General features: G+C 38.5%; 17 protein-coding genes. 16 read left to right on the forward strand and 1 reads right to left on the reverse strand.

Annotated elements, in window-relative coordinates; translation table 11 throughout:
- Window positions 1–424 precede the first annotated feature (424 nt).
- The 7 genes from H6G57_RS18480 (at window position 425) to H6G57_RS18505 (ending at window position 12401) form a co-directional block, all read left to right on the forward strand.
- Window positions 425–1786 carry a transposase gene (locus tag H6G57_RS18480; RefSeq protein ID WP_242049015.1) on the forward strand — a complete coding sequence of 454 codons (1362 nt, stop codon included), beginning with the start codon at window positions 425–427 and terminating at the stop codon, window positions 1784–1786.
- Window positions 1787–2002: 216 nt separating this feature from the next.
- Window positions 2003–3709 (forward strand): relaxase/mobilization nuclease domain-containing protein, encoded by a 1707-nt coding sequence (locus H6G57_RS18485; protein WP_190521132.1) that lies wholly within the window; start codon window positions 2003–2005, stop codon window positions 3707–3709.
- 588 nt (window positions 3710–4297) lie between these two features.
- Window positions 4298–4420, forward strand: coding sequence for a hypothetical protein (locus H6G57_RS29450; RefSeq protein ID WP_255528385.1), 123 nt, complete (start codon window positions 4298–4300; stop codon window positions 4418–4420).
- On the forward strand, window positions 4420–8100 hold the full coding sequence (locus tag H6G57_RS18490) for a hypothetical protein (RefSeq protein ID WP_190521142.1): 3681 nt from the start codon (window positions 4420–4422) through the stop codon (window positions 8098–8100). The genes H6G57_RS29450 and H6G57_RS18490 overlap by 1 nt, the downstream gene beginning before the upstream one ends.
- 147 nt (window positions 8101–8247) lie before the next feature.
- The gene (locus H6G57_RS18495) at window positions 8248–9543 is read left to right on the forward strand and encodes a hypothetical protein (RefSeq protein WP_190521143.1); all 1296 of its coding nucleotides are present in this window, start codon (window positions 8248–8250) and stop codon (window positions 9541–9543) included.
- Between the two features lie 80 nt (window positions 9544–9623).
- Window positions 9624–11708 (forward strand): ATP-dependent DNA helicase RecG, encoded by a 2085-nt coding sequence (gene recG / locus H6G57_RS18500; protein WP_190521144.1) that lies wholly within the window; start codon window positions 9624–9626, stop codon window positions 11706–11708.
- 81 nt (window positions 11709–11789) lie between these two features.
- A complete protein-coding gene (locus H6G57_RS18505; protein ID WP_190521145.1) occupies window positions 11790–12401 on the forward strand; it encodes a Uma2 family endonuclease in 612 nt (203 codons plus the stop codon).
- 13 nt (window positions 12402–12414) lie between these two features.
- Here H6G57_RS18505 and H6G57_RS18510 read toward each other — a convergent pair whose 3' ends face one another.
- Window positions 12415–13428 carry a hypothetical protein gene (locus H6G57_RS18510; protein WP_190521146.1) on the reverse strand — a complete coding sequence of 338 codons (1014 nt, stop codon included), beginning with the start codon at window positions 13426–13428 and terminating at the stop codon, window positions 12415–12417.
- Window positions 13429–13625: 197 nt separating this feature from the next.
- Between H6G57_RS18510 and H6G57_RS18515 the strand changes: the two genes are divergently transcribed.
- The 9 genes from H6G57_RS18515 (at window position 13626) to H6G57_RS18555 (ending at window position 18788) form a co-directional block, all read left to right on the forward strand.
- Complete coding sequence (locus H6G57_RS18515; RefSeq protein WP_190521148.1) at window positions 13626–14120, forward strand: hypothetical protein; 495 nt, start codon at window positions 13626–13628, stop codon at window positions 14118–14120.
- Window positions 14104–14313: a hypothetical protein gene (locus tag H6G57_RS18520; RefSeq protein WP_190521150.1), complete on the forward strand. Its 210-nt coding sequence runs from the start codon at window positions 14104–14106 to the stop codon at window positions 14311–14313. The genes H6G57_RS18515 and H6G57_RS18520 overlap by 17 nt, the downstream gene beginning before the upstream one ends.
- 3 nt (window positions 14314–14316) lie before the next feature.
- Window positions 14317–15006, forward strand: a complete 690-nt coding sequence (locus H6G57_RS18525; RefSeq protein WP_190521152.1) for a siphovirus Gp157 family protein — start codon at window positions 14317–14319, stop codon at window positions 15004–15006.
- A 164-nt stretch (window positions 15007–15170) separates the two neighbouring features.
- On the forward strand, window positions 15171–15833 hold the full coding sequence (locus tag H6G57_RS18530) for a hypothetical protein (protein WP_190521154.1): 663 nt from the start codon (window positions 15171–15173) through the stop codon (window positions 15831–15833).
- Between the two features lie 34 nt (window positions 15834–15867).
- Window positions 15868–16059, forward strand: a complete 192-nt coding sequence (locus H6G57_RS18535; RefSeq protein WP_190521156.1) for a hypothetical protein — start codon at window positions 15868–15870, stop codon at window positions 16057–16059.
- An 8-nt stretch (window positions 16060–16067) separates the two neighbouring features.
- Complete coding sequence (locus H6G57_RS18540; protein ID WP_190521158.1) at window positions 16068–16316, forward strand: hypothetical protein; 249 nt, start codon at window positions 16068–16070, stop codon at window positions 16314–16316.
- A gap of 1 nt (window position 16317) precedes the next feature.
- Complete coding sequence (locus H6G57_RS18545) at window positions 16318–17130, forward strand: hypothetical protein (protein WP_190521161.1); 813 nt, start codon at window positions 16318–16320, stop codon at window positions 17128–17130.
- Window positions 17103–17810, forward strand: a complete 708-nt coding sequence (locus tag H6G57_RS18550; protein WP_190521163.1) for a hypothetical protein — start codon at window positions 17103–17105, stop codon at window positions 17808–17810. The genes H6G57_RS18545 and H6G57_RS18550 overlap by 28 nt, the downstream gene beginning before the upstream one ends.
- 129 nt (window positions 17811–17939) lie before the next feature.
- The gene (locus H6G57_RS18555; RefSeq protein ID WP_190521165.1) at window positions 17940–18788 is read left to right on the forward strand and encodes a ThiF family adenylyltransferase; all 849 of its coding nucleotides are present in this window, start codon (window positions 17940–17942) and stop codon (window positions 18786–18788) included.
- The last annotated feature ends 45 nt before the right edge of the window (window positions 18789–18833 follow it).

The raw sequence follows: 18833 nt of genomic DNA on the forward strand, positions 1-18833 counted from the left end.
CTTTTGCTCCCTCTCTCTCCCTCAACCCATTGTCCGAATCCCAAAACCTGCAAAATAGAACTTATGGCGTAGAATTTTCCCAAACGTTGAACTGCTGCGGGATCAAGCGTCCATACAAACCACAAAAGTGCCAAGTGCCAAGAAGTAAAAAAGGAGTAATTACAATATGGCAACTTTAACGATTCGTTTACCTGATGACAAATACTTCCGCCTGAAAGCTTTAGCTCAATCTCACGGTATCAGTATCAATAAGCTTATGGAAGAATTATCTAAAATTTCGGTTTGAAGACTCTCGTTACAGCACAGCTTAACGGTGAGATGAAAAACCGAGTAATATAACCAGCGTAGCACGATAGAGAAAGACTTAACACAAAGCAGAAAACTTGTGCTAGGATTAAATTTAGGTCGATAGTTGTGACATAAGATGCTCGTTCTAGAATTTAAAATCAGAGCTAAAACTGAACAATATAAGGCAATAGATGAAGCAATTAGAACTGCTCAATTCATTCAAAACAAATGTCTTCGTTTCTGGATGGATAACAAAGGAGTAGGACGTTATGACCTAAATAAGTATTGCCGAGTATTAGCTCATGAGTTTAAATTTGCGAGCGAGTTAAATTCTCAAGCCAGACAGTCAAGCGCAGAGAGAGCATGGTCAGCTATCGCCCGATTTTACGATAACTGTAAGCGAAAAGTTCCAGGTAAGAAAGGATTTCCACGCTTTAAAAAGAATTGCCGTTCAGTTGAATACAAAACAACTGGATGGAATTTAGATCTAAAGACCCGTAAAGCAATTACCTTTACTGATAAAAAAGGAATTGGGCGGTTACGGTTAGTGGGAAGTTATGATTTGCACTTCTATCAACCCGAACAGATTAAGCGAGTTCGGTTAGTTAGACGTGCAGACGGATACTACTGCCAATTCATTCTTGCAGTTGACGTTCAAATCAAGACAGAACCGACCAATAAAACAATCGGTTTAGATGTGGGGTTATCTGCTTTTTACACTGACGACCAGGGTAATAAAGTAGATAACCCCAAATTCTTGAGAAAAGGAGAAAAGAAACTCAAGCGGTTACAGAGACGACTTTCTAAAAAACAGAAAGGGTCTAATAACCGTAAAAAAGCAAGACAGCGATTAGCTAAATTTCATCTTAAAATAAGTCGGCAACGAAAAGAGTTCAGCAAACGAGTTGCATACTCCGTCATCCACTCTAACGATGTGGTAGCCTACGAAGATTTAAGAATTAAAAATTTAGTAAAGAATCACTGTCTAGCTAAGTCGATTAATGATGCAGCTTGGTATCAATTTAGGGTTTGGTTAGAGTATTTTGGGAGAAAGTATGGAAAAGCAACAATTGCTGTTCCCCCTCAATACACCAGTCAAAATTGTTCAAGTTGCGGAAAAACAGTCAAAAAATCCCTATCAACTCGAACCCATATTTGTAGTTGTGGATGTCAGTTGGACAGGGATGAGAATGCTGCTCGGAACATTTTAAGAATTGGATTAAGTACCGCAGGACATACGGGAACTTTCGGTCTAGAACCGATAAGCGCTTTGGGAGAATTGACCTCTACTTTAATAGAATCCGTTCTATCAGGGCAAGTCGATTCGCTGAACAAAGAATCGAACGTCACATCGCTTGGCGATGTGACGGTGAGAGTGTCAACAACGTTGGCGATCGCTGAGTTTGATGCTCAGACACGATTTCAAGCTTTGGCAATGCAGGGCGATGTGGCACAGGGTTTAGAAGTTTTGGATCGCTTAGATGCCTTAAATCAGTAGAGAGTCTCGATTGACTGAAATTTTAAAGAATTTGAAGACTTCACAGATTTGTTGAGCCAGCTATTAAGTTGCAACCGAAAAAAATAAATCAACCCATTGGCTGATTTACAAATTAGAACAACATGACCGAAAGTTAGATCCTTTTTCCTTTTAAAAGCCAATAGACTAAACAGGAGACGAACTAACTTTTATCAGTTCAACACAGAACTTGGGTCAATGATTGGTAAACAAATCATCGGTAAAAACTTCACCAAACTGCTCAATTACCTCTTTTCTAAAGAAGGTGCTTCTTTAATTGGAAGCAATATGATGGGAAAAACACCGCAGGAATTAGCTGTGGAGTTTCGCTCTTTTCTTTATTTGAACAATCGAGTGCAAAAACCCGTTTATCATGCTGCTTTAAGTGTTCCCCAGAGTGAAGCTTTATCCGATGCTCAATGGCTTGATATTGGTTTAGATTACCTTAAAGGAATGGGATTTGATCAAAATCAATTTGCAATCTTTCGCCATACAGATTGTGATCATGATCATATTCATATTGCCGCAAGTCGGATTAAATTAAATAGTAAAGGAACTTGCGTCTCGGATAGTTGGAACTATCGACGCAGCGAGAAATTAATTGAACAATTAGAAGAAAAATATGGGTTAACACCCACTGTCCGCAGTTGGGAAAAAGAACGTCGTTCTCCCACCACAGGCGAATGTAGACAATTAGCTAGAACTGGAGAAACTAGCATACGCGAACAACTACAAACCGTTCTTGATCAAGCTACAATTGATCAACCTGAAATGATGGTTTTGGTTGACCGACTGACACAGCAAGGAATTAGCGTTAGAATTAAACCAACACCTACAAAAGAATTAGGAATTAGTTATAAGTTGGGTGATGTTGCTTTTAGTGGCACTCATTTAGGGAAAGCTTACACCTTCAAAGGACTTCAAAAATATCGAGGAGTTAGCTATTATTCTAATTTAGATTCAGAAGAAATTGAAGAACTTTTTAGGGGTTCTGATAATAGCCAAGATTCTCAATATGTTGACTTAAAAGATACCGGTTTTAATGACTTATTTAATCCAAAAACTAATCCAGATAATTTAGCTCTATCCAATTGGACTGATGAGAATCCAGTTAATCAAGCTGTAGAGTATCTCGACAATAATAACTTTAACTTAATAAAATCAGACTCTATCGATGATCCTTCAATTCAACCTCCTGAAACAATTCAACCTCCTGAAATAATTCAACCTAATGAAACTTTAGAAAATCAGCAGCAGAATTTAACATCATCTTGGCAACTTTTACGAGAAAGATTCATAGAAAATACCAGTTTACCTTCTGAATTGATAGATTTGTTACACCACAAGGGATGGATTAATGCAGATGAACACAACCGTGCTGTATTTACCCTCCGCACATTGGCTGGAGAGGACACGGGAACTTGTACTTTAGAGTCTAATGGAAAATTTTCCATTAACTCTGATGTGAAAATGCCGTTGGCCAAGACTGAGGATGACGAAACAGGCATTTTCTGGATAGCGACTCAACATAATATTGAACGAGTTATTATTACCAGTGATCCGATAGAAACCTTATCAGCGATCGCTTTAAACCCTGATTTTAATATTAGACCAACGCTATACTTAAGCCTGGATGGTATATCTTCATTACCCACAGATTTTTTAATAGATATTCCCACTATAGTCATTGGCTTGAAAGGGGATAAATTTGGAGAAAAACTCTCTCAAGAAATTATTGAGGCTTTACCCCAAGCTCAACGAATTAATCCAGGTATTGAAGGCTGGAACCAAATTTTAATCAATTCAGACCAAGAAATAGAAAAATTATTACCTGAAATCGATCAAACTCAGAATCTAGTACAGCAAGAATTAGAGCAATGGACTCAAGGTATTAACTTAAACTAATAAAATATAAACTATTTTGAATTTTAATAAAGTTTTTCTATTTTAGGATTATTTTTTTATTTTAAACTGAGTTTAGAATAAAGGGATATCTCAGAGGAGATAATCAAAAATCTTCTTTTAGATAGAGTACATTAAAAACATATTTTTATCTAAAAATATTATTGTAAAACCTTAAAAAATAGCAAAAGTTCTCATTGATGCCAGAAATTGTGTCCGCTTTCAAAGATTTATAGTATATTGGTAAAAAGAATTCACTATTTGTCAAAGCTTATGGCCAGTTCTACTAGGGTTTCATCTGAACTTAATGTCATTCTTGACCTATTCAAGGCATCAACCGGGAAGTCTAACTCACGACCGTTCGGTAGTTGTATGGTCAATCGGCTGGGTCGATTCTGTGATCAAAACAAAACCGTGTAACTGCTACAACAACTACACGGCCAGTTTTTAACTATTTTCAGAAAAAAACCCAACCTAAAACCTAATCTCTAACAAGCTGTATTAGTTTTGTAGGCTTTTCCAGCAAGTTAACCGAAGGCAAAGGTTTGGGACGTTCATCACCCAAGAAGGGTGCATTAAAAAACCTTAATTATGATTATATACCCTAACACCCCTCAACCGCAACAAAACTCCACAAAAAATTATCCCTGTCCAATTCATCAACGGGATAAAGCACTCATCTCCCTCAATACAACAACCGGAGGTGAAGGCTAATGGCTAAAGGTTATTACGTCAATCGCCTTAATCCCTGTCCCGTCTGTGGAAAAGATCACGGATGCCAGATTTTGTCCGATGTCGCTGTCCTCTGTCTGCGAACCGATAAAAATAATGTTCCCTCTGGCTGGGTTTGGAAAAAGGAACTCAAAGGCGGCATGGGTTCCCTGGTCGTCGCTTCTACCTCCCAAACCGAACAAGAGCGCCAACAACAACGAGAACAATGGAAACAGCAACGAGAAGAACGGAAACAACAGAAGAGAAAGCGCCAAGCAACCGCTTTAACCGATGAACAACGAGACAAAGAAGCTCGAAAACTCCTCAAACAACTGGGATTAAGTACCCGTCACCGTCAATCTTTACTCAATCGCGGGTTAACAGATGCGGATATTGAAGCAATTGGCTTTAAATCGGTCGAACGCTATCAACATTTAATGATTCCTGTTAATCCTAATTTTCCAGGTATCAGTGTCGATGGACTAACCTTACAAATTAAAAATGATGGATTTCTCATTCCTTTATTCAGTTTTAGTGGATTAATTATTGGGTTTCAACTCGCATCTGATAATCGGGAGGAGGGGAAATATAAGCACCTGATTCAGCCTCACCTAAAAAACGGAGAACTGCCGTTACAATTCTATCCAAGCTGTTCCCAAAATTTAGACATTATTGAAGGAACTCTAAAACCCTTAATTGCTTCACAGCGACATCACTTAACCGTAGTCGGTGCGGGGGGAGTAAATTGGCATCATTCCCCTGAACAATTGAAAACCATTTTTGAAGAAATTCAGCCAGACAAAATCATCTTAAATCCTGATACTGCTTCTCTCCTCAATCCCCAAGTTTTGAGGCAATATCGAGAACTTAATCAGTTTATCAAACGATTAGGATATACCCTTGAAATTAGAGATTGGGGTCAAGGAAACCAACCTAAATCTCAAGGGTTAGATATTGATGAAATTGATATTCACACCTTTAATCAAGCTACCCTTGTTTCCTTTGAAACTTGGGCCGGAATTCCCGAACCTGATTCTCATTCTTTAACTCTTTCTCAAACAGAATGGTTTGAACAGTTCAAGCTTCCACAACTGCAACAGGAATTATCTCAAACCCTAAAACAGTTTTATAGCCACCATCTCCGTAAGCGTAAAAAACATAATCAAACTACAGAATTTGCAGCTAGTTCAATTCTAAAAGCTACCCCCACTCCAACTCCTCCATCAACGGCAATTGTTCTTTGGAAACCTCAGCTTCTAACTTCTGTACCTTATATCCCAGGACAACTCCCAATGGTTGAGGAATGGCAACAATTAGGACATCCTCAATTTATTATTCAACAAGGAGAACGATTAACTTTTTATCAAGAAGCCTATGAAAGAGGATATAAGTATCTTAAAGATTCAACTCCTGCTGGACATGGTAAGTCTCACGATGCTGGATTAATTAACTTAGAAACCTTTGGAATTGAACCTCATCAAACTGAGAATAAAACTCGCATTTTCTACTTATCTCCTGACCATCGAAACCCCACCAATGCCACCATTGAAGCCAATTATATTGACCTCGAATCGCGCCATAATGGTTTAGTTTATGATTTCAGTCGCCGTACTCCATTAGGCAAGCCTTACATCATTCGAGCTACAAGTTTAGATCAAAAAAATGGAGCCGTTAATATTCCTTCTAATTGCCCTGAAAATGACACGTTTTTAACGGTTTCTGAACTTGGATTACCTGTTTTTGGGGGGAAAGATTCACCGATTTGCCAATCTTGCCCACTACTCAGTCAGGGCTGTCCTTTTCTACTCAATCGTAGGGATACTTTAAGCTATGAACCTTTAATTCGAGCCGATATTAATTCGATTCCGACTCCTTCAAAAGATGATATTTTAATTATTGAAGAATCCGATAAAAATATCAAGAACGCTCATCAAATTACTATTAAAGTTGATGAGATTATCAAAACAGCAGCTAAATTGCAACTTCGAGAAGATGAACGCATTTTCAAGGCATTACGCCCCCTTTTAATAGCAGTTTATCAAGCGTTAGAAGAAGTTGATCAAGAAAAATATAAATGGGGTATTTATCATCATCAAGTGATGGAATTAATGCCATCTATTGATGAGCTAAACCAAACAATCTGGGAACTTTATGCAGATGATTGGTTGAAAGCAGATAATGTTTGGGGTACTCCCATCTGGGATTATGAAATCATTGATGGTGAAGTTACTGCAATTAAAATTAGCGGAACAAATTGGATTGCACCTTCTCTCAATGATTTGAAGAAAGAATGTTATAAAATGTTTGAAAATTATGAAAAATACCTTAATTCTCTGGAAACCCCTCAACAAAAACAAGCAGCAATTAAAGCAAATATTATTCCAGCTTGGTTGCCTATTTTAATTGATTGTATAACGGGAAATAAAAGAATTAATTTAAGGATTAATAATGGTAAATTAATGATAACTAAATTGGCTAAACGCCATCGCAATATTATTAAAAATGCAGGTTTTTCGATTGCGTTAGATGCGACTCAATCTAAAGAAGATTACGCCTTCAGTTTAGGGATTAATCCGAATGAAATTTTAGAAGTAAGAGAAGTTCAACGTTGCACACCCAACTTACATATTCATCTAATTAAAGGCTTAGGAAATTGCGGGAAGCAGCGACGAGAAACCCAACAGCGACGGATCAGAATTGGTATTGAAGCGATCGCAAAAATTCACAAAGAACAAGGTCACAATATCGGATTAATTGACCATAAATCCGCCATCGAGCATTATCAAGACTTAGTGGATGATTTGAAATTGGGGTACTGGCATCGGGATACCAGGGGTTCAAACCAGTTCCTCAATACTCAAAGCCTGATTAGTATTGGTAGACCTGTCCCTAATTTAGGGGGAATTGGGGCTGAATATCACATTTTAGGAGGATGGGTTAACTGTCCTGAAAAATTAATCGGGCAATATGGCAAATGGGTCAACCGCAAAATCACCTCAGAACTTATTCAAGACGTTAGCCGACTTCGCGCCCACCTGCGCCCCAAGGAACAGCTTCACAGTTACTTAGTTGCAGACTTCGATAACCATACCATCAGTCAAATTCGGTTAGCCTTCCCCGGCGCAACCGTCACCGTTGAGAAGATTGATGATTATGCCCCTCAAGCGGCTTCTAAAGGTGCTCAAACCGAACGGTGGATTATTGAAGCGCTCTGGCATTCCATTCAAAGCGGCACCGTCGCCACTATCGACGAAATCGCCTCCTTACTCGGAATTACTAAAAGTGGGATCACCAAGAATCTGAAAGACCGATTGGGTATAGGATTCAGGCTCCTGAAAAAAAGTTTACTTCTGTTATTAGAAGGTATTAATAGCAAAAGTCAACTTTCTGATCTGCCCGATGATGCCCGATGGATTGCTGAAACTTATCTCCCCCTCGTTGTCCAATCTCTCGAAAGTGGAGAAATTACACCATCGGATGTGGTTGTTGAAGTTGTCACTTGGGCGCAAAGTTATGGCCGAAGGACATTCCGGCGTATTTTAGCGATGGCTTCTGTCCCAACCCTTTGTAAGTTATTGGGTGCTGTGATGTGTCTGTTGCCCAATCCCATCAAAACTGAAATTCAGAACTATCTTTACAGTCACGCCTTTATAGAAACGCGGCTAGGTGAAGCTATACCGTAAGGTTTGTGCCGCGTCTGTATTCAGTTACTAAACACTATTAATTGTTGACTGTAAAAAATGGGTTTTGACCTAGGCAGCAAACGCTGCATAAGATTAAGAATTTGCCGATTCAATTGATTGATTTTTCAACTAATACAAGGTTTTAATATGAGTGAATCAAAACGAAAAAGCTGTATTAAATTTTTACAGACTATCGGGTTTAATCTGGGTTCTAAAATTTGGATTCGAGCTTCATGGAATTATCCAGATATTCTTGCACCCTATCGTTGGAAAACTTATCTACGAGGAGACAGAAAATTTTATTGCCAATATATTTTCTGTGGTGAGGTCACTAATTTTGGATTCAGTTTAACTCGATGCTGTTACGGTGGAAGAGATCAAAAAGGAAATACAATCTGGCAACCCACAACTAAAATTTATGAAGATGGATTTAAACTAGCACAAAATTTGTCTAAAATTGGAGCTACAGTTTGTTTTTACCCAAATCAACCCACCGTTGGGATTAGTAATGCTCATGTCATTAACTGTCACTCCATTTTTTATGAGATTGATAATTTATCAGTTTTTTATCAACAACAAGCCATTGAAAATCTTAAGCAAAAAACGGGTTTAACTCCCTCAGCAGTCGTCTACACAGGCGGAAAATCGCTCCATGTTTATTTTAGAGCGAGTGAACCTTTAACTCCGAAACAATGGTTACTATTAAACCGCAAATTAACGATTATTCAAGCTTCAGATCCAGCAATTTGTAATTTAGCACGAGCAATGAGATTACCCGGATTATATCGCTGTAAAGTGGTTAATGGAACGTTAAGTTCTCCAGTTCCTATTACGCTTGAGCAATGTTTGGGTACTCAATATAGCCCTAAGTTAATCAATAAGTTGCTAAATTCTACTGGTTTATTCCCTTACGGTTTAGAAGAACCACGATGGCGAAAATGGGTTCAATTCTTCCACAAGCAGCAAGCAGGAGATCCGGTAAATCCAGAGGAGGTGCTTAAGAATAAAATTGAGAATAAATCAGTTATTGATTCTAGGGTTAATAGATGCAAATACACCCGCATAAAAGCTTCTTATAAAAGCATAAGTAAAACTCCAAAACTTCTAAAATTAGGCACTCAATTATCAATTCCTCTCTTGATCTGTTTAACTCAAGATGATCGAACTCTGATCACCCAAGGCGGTTATCTAGGAAATCGTAATAATTGGGGTTATAAATTAGCTAGAAACTTGCTGGGAACTGCTAGTTTATTAGATGAACAAGGAAAAAATTATTTCCCGACTCCTTACAAATTGTTTAAGCAGTATAGCAATCGTTGTAATCCTTCGGTTGATGATAACGAACGAGAGAGAATTTGGAAAAGTGCCTGTTCTAAACCCGCTTATTCTAGTCGTAATTATTATTCGATTTTGGGCAGTATTAAGCAATGGTTAGCTTTATGAAACAGAGCAAGATGGGGGTTTTAGTTTTCTTGCTGCTAACGCAGCTACAGAAGTGCTTTTAACACCAATCTTTAAATCCCATGAATCTGCATTTACCCCTTCATCATTTATTAGGATTAAGCAAAATTAATAGTCGCCTGCTCAAAAAACTGGGGATTAACACTATTTTTGACTTGTTGTTTTACTTTCCTCGTGATTATATCAAGTACCAACGAGTCAAAATATCAGAGTTAAAAATTGGCGATTCTGTTACCGTCGTTGGTAAAATAAAGAAACACGAAATTATCAGTCCGCCCAAAAATCCTCGCTTAACCATTCAGACCCTTATTGTTAGGGATAAAACGGGTAACATTGCCTGTAAACGTTTTTTTAACCATCCCTATTATCAATCTCAACAGTGGAGAAACGAGCAAAACTTAATTTATATTCATCAAAGCATTATTGCTGTATCAGGAGTTGTTAAAGCGGATTGTTATTACGGCAAAGTTTTAACTTCTCCTGAAATTCGATTAATTGACCTTGATGAAGCCAGAGATACGAAAAACTCAATTATCCCGATTTATCCATTAACAAAAGGGGTCAGTCATGAAATTATTCAAGATGCGGTATCCTCAGCTTTAGAAGCTGTCCAACAACTCATTGACCCTTTACCTCCAAATCTCCGACAGAAACCGGGTTTAATGGAATTGCAACAGGCGATCGCTTTCATTCACCAACCCCCTAATGAACCTCAACTCGAAGCGGCCCGTCGTCGCCTAACATTTGATGAGTTTTTCTATCTCCAACTTTCCTTCCTTCTGCGCCGCCATCGATGGTTGGCAAATTCGGCTGTAACTGAGATTACTCCTACTGGCCTACTACTCAAACAGTTTTACTCCCTACTTCCCTTTCCCCTCACCCAAGCTCAACGTCGGGTTATCAATGAGATTCTCAACGATATGACTTCCAAAACCCCGATGAATCGATTGGTACAAGGGGATGTGGGTTCAGGAAAAACCGTTGTTGCGGTTGCTGCGATTCTAGTTGCGATTCAGTCTGGCTATCAAACCGCATTAATGGCTCCTACAGAAGTGCTTGCTGAACAACACTATAGGAAAATTGTCACCTGGTTTGAACCCTTGGGTGTTTCTGTGCAATTGCTGACAGGTTCTGCTAAAGTTGCCAAGCGCAGAGAAATCCACGCTCAACTGGAGACAGGCGAACTTTCTTTATTAGTGGGAACTCACGCCTTGTTACAAGAGAAAGTGAACTTCAACAAACTCGGTTTGGTCGTCATCGATGAACAACATCGATTTGGAGTACAGCAGCGACAAGATTTACTGAACAAAGGCAATAAACCTCACGTCCTGACAATGACTGCTACTCCGATTCCTCGTACTTTAGCACTAACGTTGCACGGCGATTTAGATGTCAGCCAGATTGACGAATTACCTCCTGGGCGACAGAAAATCCAAACCAAAGTGATTAACCAAGGTACTCCCGCTTATAATTTGATCCGTCATCAGGTACTTCAAGGTCGCCAAGCCTACATCATTCTGCCTCTGGTAGAAGAATCAGACAAACTAGATTTAAGAGCGGCTGTTGCAGAATATCAGCGACTATCAACCCAAATATTCCCTGAATTTAGGGTTGGATTACTGCACGGTCGCATGACATCCGCCGAGAAAGATGAAGCTCTCAGGGCATTTAGTGACAACACAACCCAAATTTTGGTTTCTACTACGGTTGTGGAAGTTGGGGTAGATGTTCCCAATGCTACCGTTATCTTAATCGACCATGCCGAGTGCTTTGGTTTAGCTCAACTGCACCAGTTAAGAGGTCGTGTGGGTCGAGGTTCCCATTGTTCCTATTGTTTGTTGCTCAATACCAGCCAAACCGCACAAGCCAAAGCGCGGCTTCAAGTCTTAGAAAAATCCAGTGATGGGTTCTTCATCTCAGAGATGGATTTGCGACTGCGGGGGCCAGGTGTTGTGATGGGCTATCGCCAGTCAGGAATTTCAGAATTTGCACTAGCTAATATACTGGATGATGAAGACTTACTGAATTTAGCCCGTGAAATGGCAATAGCAATTGTCAAAAGCAACCCAAATTTAGAACAGTATCCCTTAATTGTTGCAGAACTCAAACGACGAAGACTGACAATTTGGGATTGTACCCTTAATTAATCAGTTAACAGCTATCAGTTTCAATTATTGCGGTATTGAACTGATACCTGATAACTGATAATTTTCTATAGGAGTTTTACAATGACTTATACCCTAGAGACACTTTTAACGTTTGAAACATTTCTAGCTCAATATGGTGATAATCCCCGCTATGAACTCGCTGACGGAGAATTAGTTGAAATGGAACCAACCGGCCCCCACGAGACTGTCAGTGGTAAACTTGCCACTCAAATCGGTATTGCTATTACAACAGAAAAACTCCCTTGGTTTATTCCCCGAACTTGTTTAATTCGTCCTTTTACCGATGTCGCAACTGCCCGTCGTCCTGATATTGTGGTTTTAGATGAAACAGCGCTTTCTAGTGAACCCTTATGGGAAAGAGAACCTGTTATTACCCTAGGACGTTCTATTAAATTAGTGGTAGAAGTTGTGAGTACAAACTGGGAAACAGATTACGCCCGAAAAGTTGAAGAATATGCTCTTTTTGGAATTCCTGAATATTGGATTGTAGATTATCGGGGTTTAGGGGGTGTCGCTTTTATTGGTAAACCCAAACAACCAACTGTTACGGTTTGTCAACTAATTGATGAAGATTACACCCAGCAACAATTTCGTCTCGGTGAACCGATTATTTCTCCTCTGTTCAAAAGTTTGCAACTTCGCTTAGATGATGTTCTTCCTCGTTTTAATTAAATAAAATTCCATACTACAATAGGAAATTATTTTTTAAGTAAGATTGACGAAATTTAGTCTTAGCCATATAAACAGCTTCTTTATTTTTCCATTGTTTATGAGGGAGTAAATCTTTGATATTTTGTAGTTTAATTAAACCGCTATCATCACCTGTAATTTGAAAAATAACTTGAGCGATCGCTTTACAACACCCCTCTGGATATTTAACAACCTGATACTCAGAAAACCGAATCACAGCCCAATTTCGTTCTAAAAAAAATCGATTGCGTTGCTGATCTTTATTTTGATCTACGCAATGATGAGGCTTTCCTGTTTTTCCATCATAAGGTTCATCAATTTCAATATCTATTGCTAAACCTGTTTGTTGATGAATTAGAATAAAATCAGCCGTGTAACAGAAAGAGGTATTAGGTATAGGAAACTCAACACCCATGCAAAAGTCATAAACGCCAGAGAAATAACGACATAAGTAAATAAAAAATTGCTTTTCACTGACTCCTTGCTGTACTCCTGTATTCCCTTGATTAGATGGAGGCTGAACAATCTTACTCAATAAAAATAAAAGCTTATTAGAACGATCTTCTAACAAATTATTATATTGTTCCATTTTCTGATTTTTGCATTGCTGTAATGAATTACTTTTGAATTTAGATATTTGTTGTTGAGTTTTAGTAAGTTTATTCTGATAGTGTTTGCCCAATTTAAAATTAATAAATTGCAGGTAAAAACAAGCTGCTACTGCACTTAATGACGCACATATCAGCGATAACCAAAAAGCTAGAATGCTCATGCTGAATAGTTGATTAACTAACATGACTATTACAACACTCACGACCCAAATTACAATAACCCCATATAAACAAGAACTAGGATAAATATATTCTTTTGAGGACAATTTCATTTCAGAAGAAAATTCTGCCACTGAATTAGGACTGCTATTCAATACGGGTATTGGGTTATTAATGCAGAAATAACGAATTGAATCAGGAATTAGAATAACCGGATAAAAACCTGTGGCTGAATTCATAATATTAAGAATTATTAAACTTAATAAAAGTTATAAGCTTTATAGTTGAATCAGTTTCTACCTTATAACTTATTAGCCCATAACTTGATCATCCTTAAGAATTAAATAAAACTCTACTTCCTGTTGATTTTAATAAATGATTAATGGGCTAACGCCCAAGCCCAGAGGTGAAAATAACATTTTCTGAGTTATTAATTATGTTTACCAATCCAACCCATAGTACCCAAAGAACAACCCCAGATCCTTTGAAATCTACGCGAGAGAAACTAGCCCGAAAAATTAAAACCGCATTGAAGACAACAAGCCCAGAAGAAACACTTCAAATTTGGATGTTAATCAAACAGCAAGAACTTAAGAGAACAACTCCTGGGTTATCTCAACAGCAAATAGAAAGCGTTTTGCAATCTTTAATTTTAGAGTTAGGCTATGATGTCATCGCCATTCCAAGTCTACCATTGGCTGCTTCCCTAACATCAGAAATACCCATCGATACAACAAACTCCCATCCCTTAGAATCGGATGAAGAACAGGAGGATAATCAAACGGATTTGGATAACTCTGATCTTGAGGATGATGAAGAGAGTTACTCAGAAGTTTATAGAGAAAAAACTTCCTCTCGGAAACAACGAGTTCCTGCTTTGAAAAAAGTTGAGTCCTTAAGGGCTTCTAACCGAAATGGAAAACACTCCTAATAGCCCCAAAATCGATGAGGTTCCAAATTATCCTGGTGTTGTAATCACTAATTTCTGTGATGATTCATTCGCTTTGGAACCTTTTTTAGAAAGTTGTGAAGCTGATAATCATGAACTCACACCAGGAACTTTAGCGATTTTTGTCCAATTTGAAACGTTTGATGAGTATTTTCATTGTTGTGGAAAGTGGTAATTTATGTACTTAGCTAAAAATTTGTTAGCCCGATATTCAATCCAAGCGGTTGAACTGTGGACTCAATTGGAAATGGCTGAAACTCCTGAACAAGAGGAGGCGATTGTTAAAGCAATTTGGGACAATCAAACAGACCAAGAAACGACTGTTGATACTCACGCTGAATTAGCTGATCAATTAGATGCTGAAATTTGTGCAATTAAAGCTCGTTTAAAACATTTAGTTACACTGCATAATCAGGCAATTGAACGACTAGAACGGTGGCGTAGTAACCTTGATAAAACCTTACTCTATATTCACCAAATGGGGGTTATTTCTACTAATGTTGTTGGGCGATCGCGTCACATCCAACTAAAAGAAAATCCCCCAAGTTGTGAAGTTTTAATCGATCCTTCTGACTTACCCAGCGAGTATCGCACAGAAAAGCTTGTTGTTGCGCCCAACAAACGTAAAATCATTGAAGACTGGAAACAAGGTATTCCTGTTGATGGCACTCGTATTGAACGGAAACTTAGAGTAGAATACGCCCTAGTTCCGTCTAATCTAACTGGTACAATTGAAGTTATTTCTAATCGTAGCAGTTCCTCAACTACTCAGAATTTTGATTCAATGTCAATACCCAAAACCAAGCGAAAGGGAAAGACATTTTCTAAAAAAAATACTGAGAAGTTTAATCAGGGAATAAAAGCATAATGGTTTGATTTAAACTCTTACGATATCAAAAATGATTGTGCTTCACTAACAACAGATAGCTTTTATAATCATAGAGCTATCTGTTATTTTTTTATGTTCTATCTTTCCTCTAAAGAGGGGCTAACGCCCATCAATAGGGTGATAATTAACCAATAAGCACAAAAATGAAATGGTTAAGCCCACAACGTGCCGTTGCTTCTGCTAATTTATCAGTAACGAGTGAGGAGCTAATTGAATATACTCTTCAATCAGAAGAGGAAGAAACAATAGAAGAAAGATTTCAAAAAGTTGGCTTGTTATTTGATCGCGAACGTTGGCAAGCTAACAAACCTTATTTAGCTCTACTTTCTCCAGATAATATCCAAAATGAAGTGGCTATAAAATCTTCTAATTCTGCTACTGATTCAGATTTAATTAATGATGAAACTTTAGCAGAAGAAGATGAAGAAAATACTGTAACTGAACCAGAAGAACCTTACAATTTTGAACAATGTACTATCGAACTCCATCTAACATTTAAACCTGATGATGGTCATCCAGACGAGCGGATTGTGATTATTTCAGCCAGCAGTCACGGCGATTTTCCAATGGGTGAAAAAATTAGAGCGTCATCCTTGGGAGAATTACCCCCTCCTGTTCAAACATTATTTAAGGAACTTGTTGCTGATTTTCCAAATCGCCAAGCGCGACGACAAATGGCTAATATTCGCAACCCAAAGAAAGCAACTTCTAATCCCAATCAACCTAAAAATGAAACCAGTAAAATGGTTAAATCAGAAACTTCTACCCAACCCAAAGCTACTGGAACTCAACTAAGTTTATTTTAAATTTGAACCCCTTACCTAACTTTAGGAGAACCCAATGACTTCAAAAAAGAAAGTGCTAATTTCATTTGAAGGACAACAGCATCCTGTTGATGAAGAAATAGCCAATGATGATCAAGAACTTCGTAAATTGTTAACAACTTACTACCCTGATTGTGCTAATGCAGACATTATCAGAAAGCCAGGAGAACTGATTACAATTGCTAAACAAAATGGATCTAAAGGATGAAAATAATCATGAAAATTAGTCCCCTAGAATTCCTGATTAATGCTCCCGAAGAAGTAAATCCAGCCCTTTCTATGTGCCGAAAGCTCCAACGATTAGAGCTTGTTGGAGAACTTGATAGTACCACAATGAAAGAAATGGTAAAAACGATTGAGTTAGCAATTTCCCAAGCAACAGATGATATAAAAGCAGTTGAACAAACGAAAGAACGGTTGTTTAATAGTCCCTCTGTTGCTACAGCTATTCCAACAGGGTTTTAATATGGCTATAATTTGGAATGCTAAATTTGCTCTGCAACTATTACACCAATGCCAACCTATCATCGATATTGAATCAGCCATTGACTATTTATGGTCTAAACTGAACACCTATCAGCTTCTAAATCTTTACCAAGAATTGTTTCCTATTGAATGGGAAAAAAGCCAATCTGAAATTTACTCTGAAAATAACAGTCATAGTCCAAAAGAGTTGGAGTTTATTTCATTGGTGAACGAACATTTATTCCCCATAGATGACCTAATAATAGAGACTGCTTATGAAGAACGGCTGTATCAAATTCCGGTCTCTCCTAAAGGAATAGATTGGCAAGATGAAGAAGAAGGAATTGAAGCTTTGCGAACAGGGTGGCAACTCCTTCTCCCCCTCTCAAAGTCAGGTCGATGGTGGTTGGAAACTGTTGAAGGTACTCAAGGAGAAGCTTGGTACAAATGCACATTTGGATATAGCTTAAAGGACATTACTCATCCTGAAAAAATTAACCTGAACCTTCTCAAAAAATTAGCTTTTCGGGCGACATCTCCTATTAATGCTTTTCCCATTGCATTAGCACTCCTTGACTTAGAAACCGATAATATTTGGTTAGATCAGATTGCTTGTTCTGAAAGTTATTGGAGTCGTAATATTGAATTAAGACCTTGGAAGCTTGAAGAAGTTAAATTTCTCACTCATCAATGGAATCAAGCCACTCAACTCCTCAATCAAGCTTACGAATTAATTGAATGGATTGAAGCTGACCCAAACACTAATTTTTCACACCTTTTAGCATTATGGAATCTGACATTGGATCTGAAATAATTCAGGAAATTCTGACAGTTGCCCCTCGGCAATTATCTGCGATTCAAGCTGAACTTCTTTTTCTGGAGGGTGAGACTTACATTTTCCATTATCAATCCGAAAATGGTTCTAAGTACAAATGTTTGTCTCCTACAACGCTGAGAACTGCTTTTGCAAATACACCCATTGATTCGGGTTGGATGAACCCAGAATTAGGAATAGTACGTTGGGGAACAGGTAGTCGTGGAGAATGGACAATTAAATTCATTTCCCCACAAAAACATGAAATTAATGTAAAGGAATCAAAGTTATTCATTCCTTTACCTGCATTGGTGTTTTTAGGTTTAAAATTAGATTACTGGATTTGGGCGATTAAAGGCTCAAAATTTAACCCAGATGCAGAAGCTTTTCATGTTCCGTTACCTAACGTTTATTCACAGTCTTATCAATCCTGTGGACGCATCTGTTGGGGAGATCATAAACCGCCTATCGCTTCGCCGAATACCATTACAAATGCTTGGGAATTATTCATCTCAAGTTCCTTTAATGAGCATTTAAGTAATGGTAAATCTAAGGCGAAACCCAATGATGTTCGTCAGCAACTTGAAAAAGCCGTTAACCGTTCATCTTATCCGGTTAAAGATTTAATCAGTACCCACCAAACCATTGCAAAATTAGTCTCAACAATAATTAATGATTGAATTAGCGAGTTTTATTATGGATTTTACAGACGAAAAAAGGTTCGATTTGTAAATTTTTCTAGAATTCTGTTGTACCGCTTTTGTTTGATAAACCGATGGAATTGTAAATTAAGATAGGAGATTTAGCTAATGTTTAATTATGATTATTTAGAAGCTTCACCGCTAATTATCAGACAAACTGATTCAATTGATTTTTGGCTAATTGGAGCCGGAGGAACGGGTTCTTGGCTATCGTACCATATTGCGCGATTGGCGCGGAGTTTGGGTAAGTCAGGGAAGAAGGTGCAATTGGCGATCGCAGATCCCGATATAGTTGAAGAAGCCAACATCAGCAGGCAGGCGTTTTGTGACAAGGAAATCGGGCTACCCAAAGCCCAGGCTCTAGCGTTGAGATATGCGATCGCTTGGGGAGTGGACACGACGGCTTTCGTACAGGAATTTGACCCGAAGCTGATCCGAAGAGCTTACGACAAGCTGACCATCCTGGTCGGATGCGTGGACACGGCTGCCGGGAGAGCGGCTATTAACCAGGCGCTTGAGTTAAACCAATACTACAGCCGCTCTGAAATCCCCCGTGTGTGGTATTTAGATTGCGGAAATCATGTCACAGCCGGACAAATCTTGCTGGGCAGTTCTTTGGAAACTGACCCGGAGTTCTATCATTTTGGGGGACTCGGATGTGCGAGGTTGCCATCTCCGATGCTGCAAGCTCCTGACCTTTTGAAACCGAAACCAGAAGAGTTGACAAATAACTTATCTTGTGCTGAGATGGCAATGCTAAACTTGCAGAGCGAGAGCGTAAATGTTCGAGTGGCGGCTGAGGCAGCGGATTATCTGTACCGGATGGCTGCGGGTAATCTCAAGCGGTTTGCGACTTATTTTGATTTGGAGAGTGGGACGGGGCGATCGCTTTACATTACCCAGCAATCGGTATGGGCAGCGTTGAAATCTACAGCAAGTGAAACAACACCATGCTAACCTAATATTAAACTTCCAAAAAATGTAGCTTTAACAATTGAATCT

It is taken from the genome of Planktothrix sp. FACHB-1365 (assembly GCF_014697575.1).
Classification (GTDB): Bacteria; Cyanobacteriota; Cyanobacteriia; order Cyanobacteriales; family Microcoleaceae; genus Planktothrix.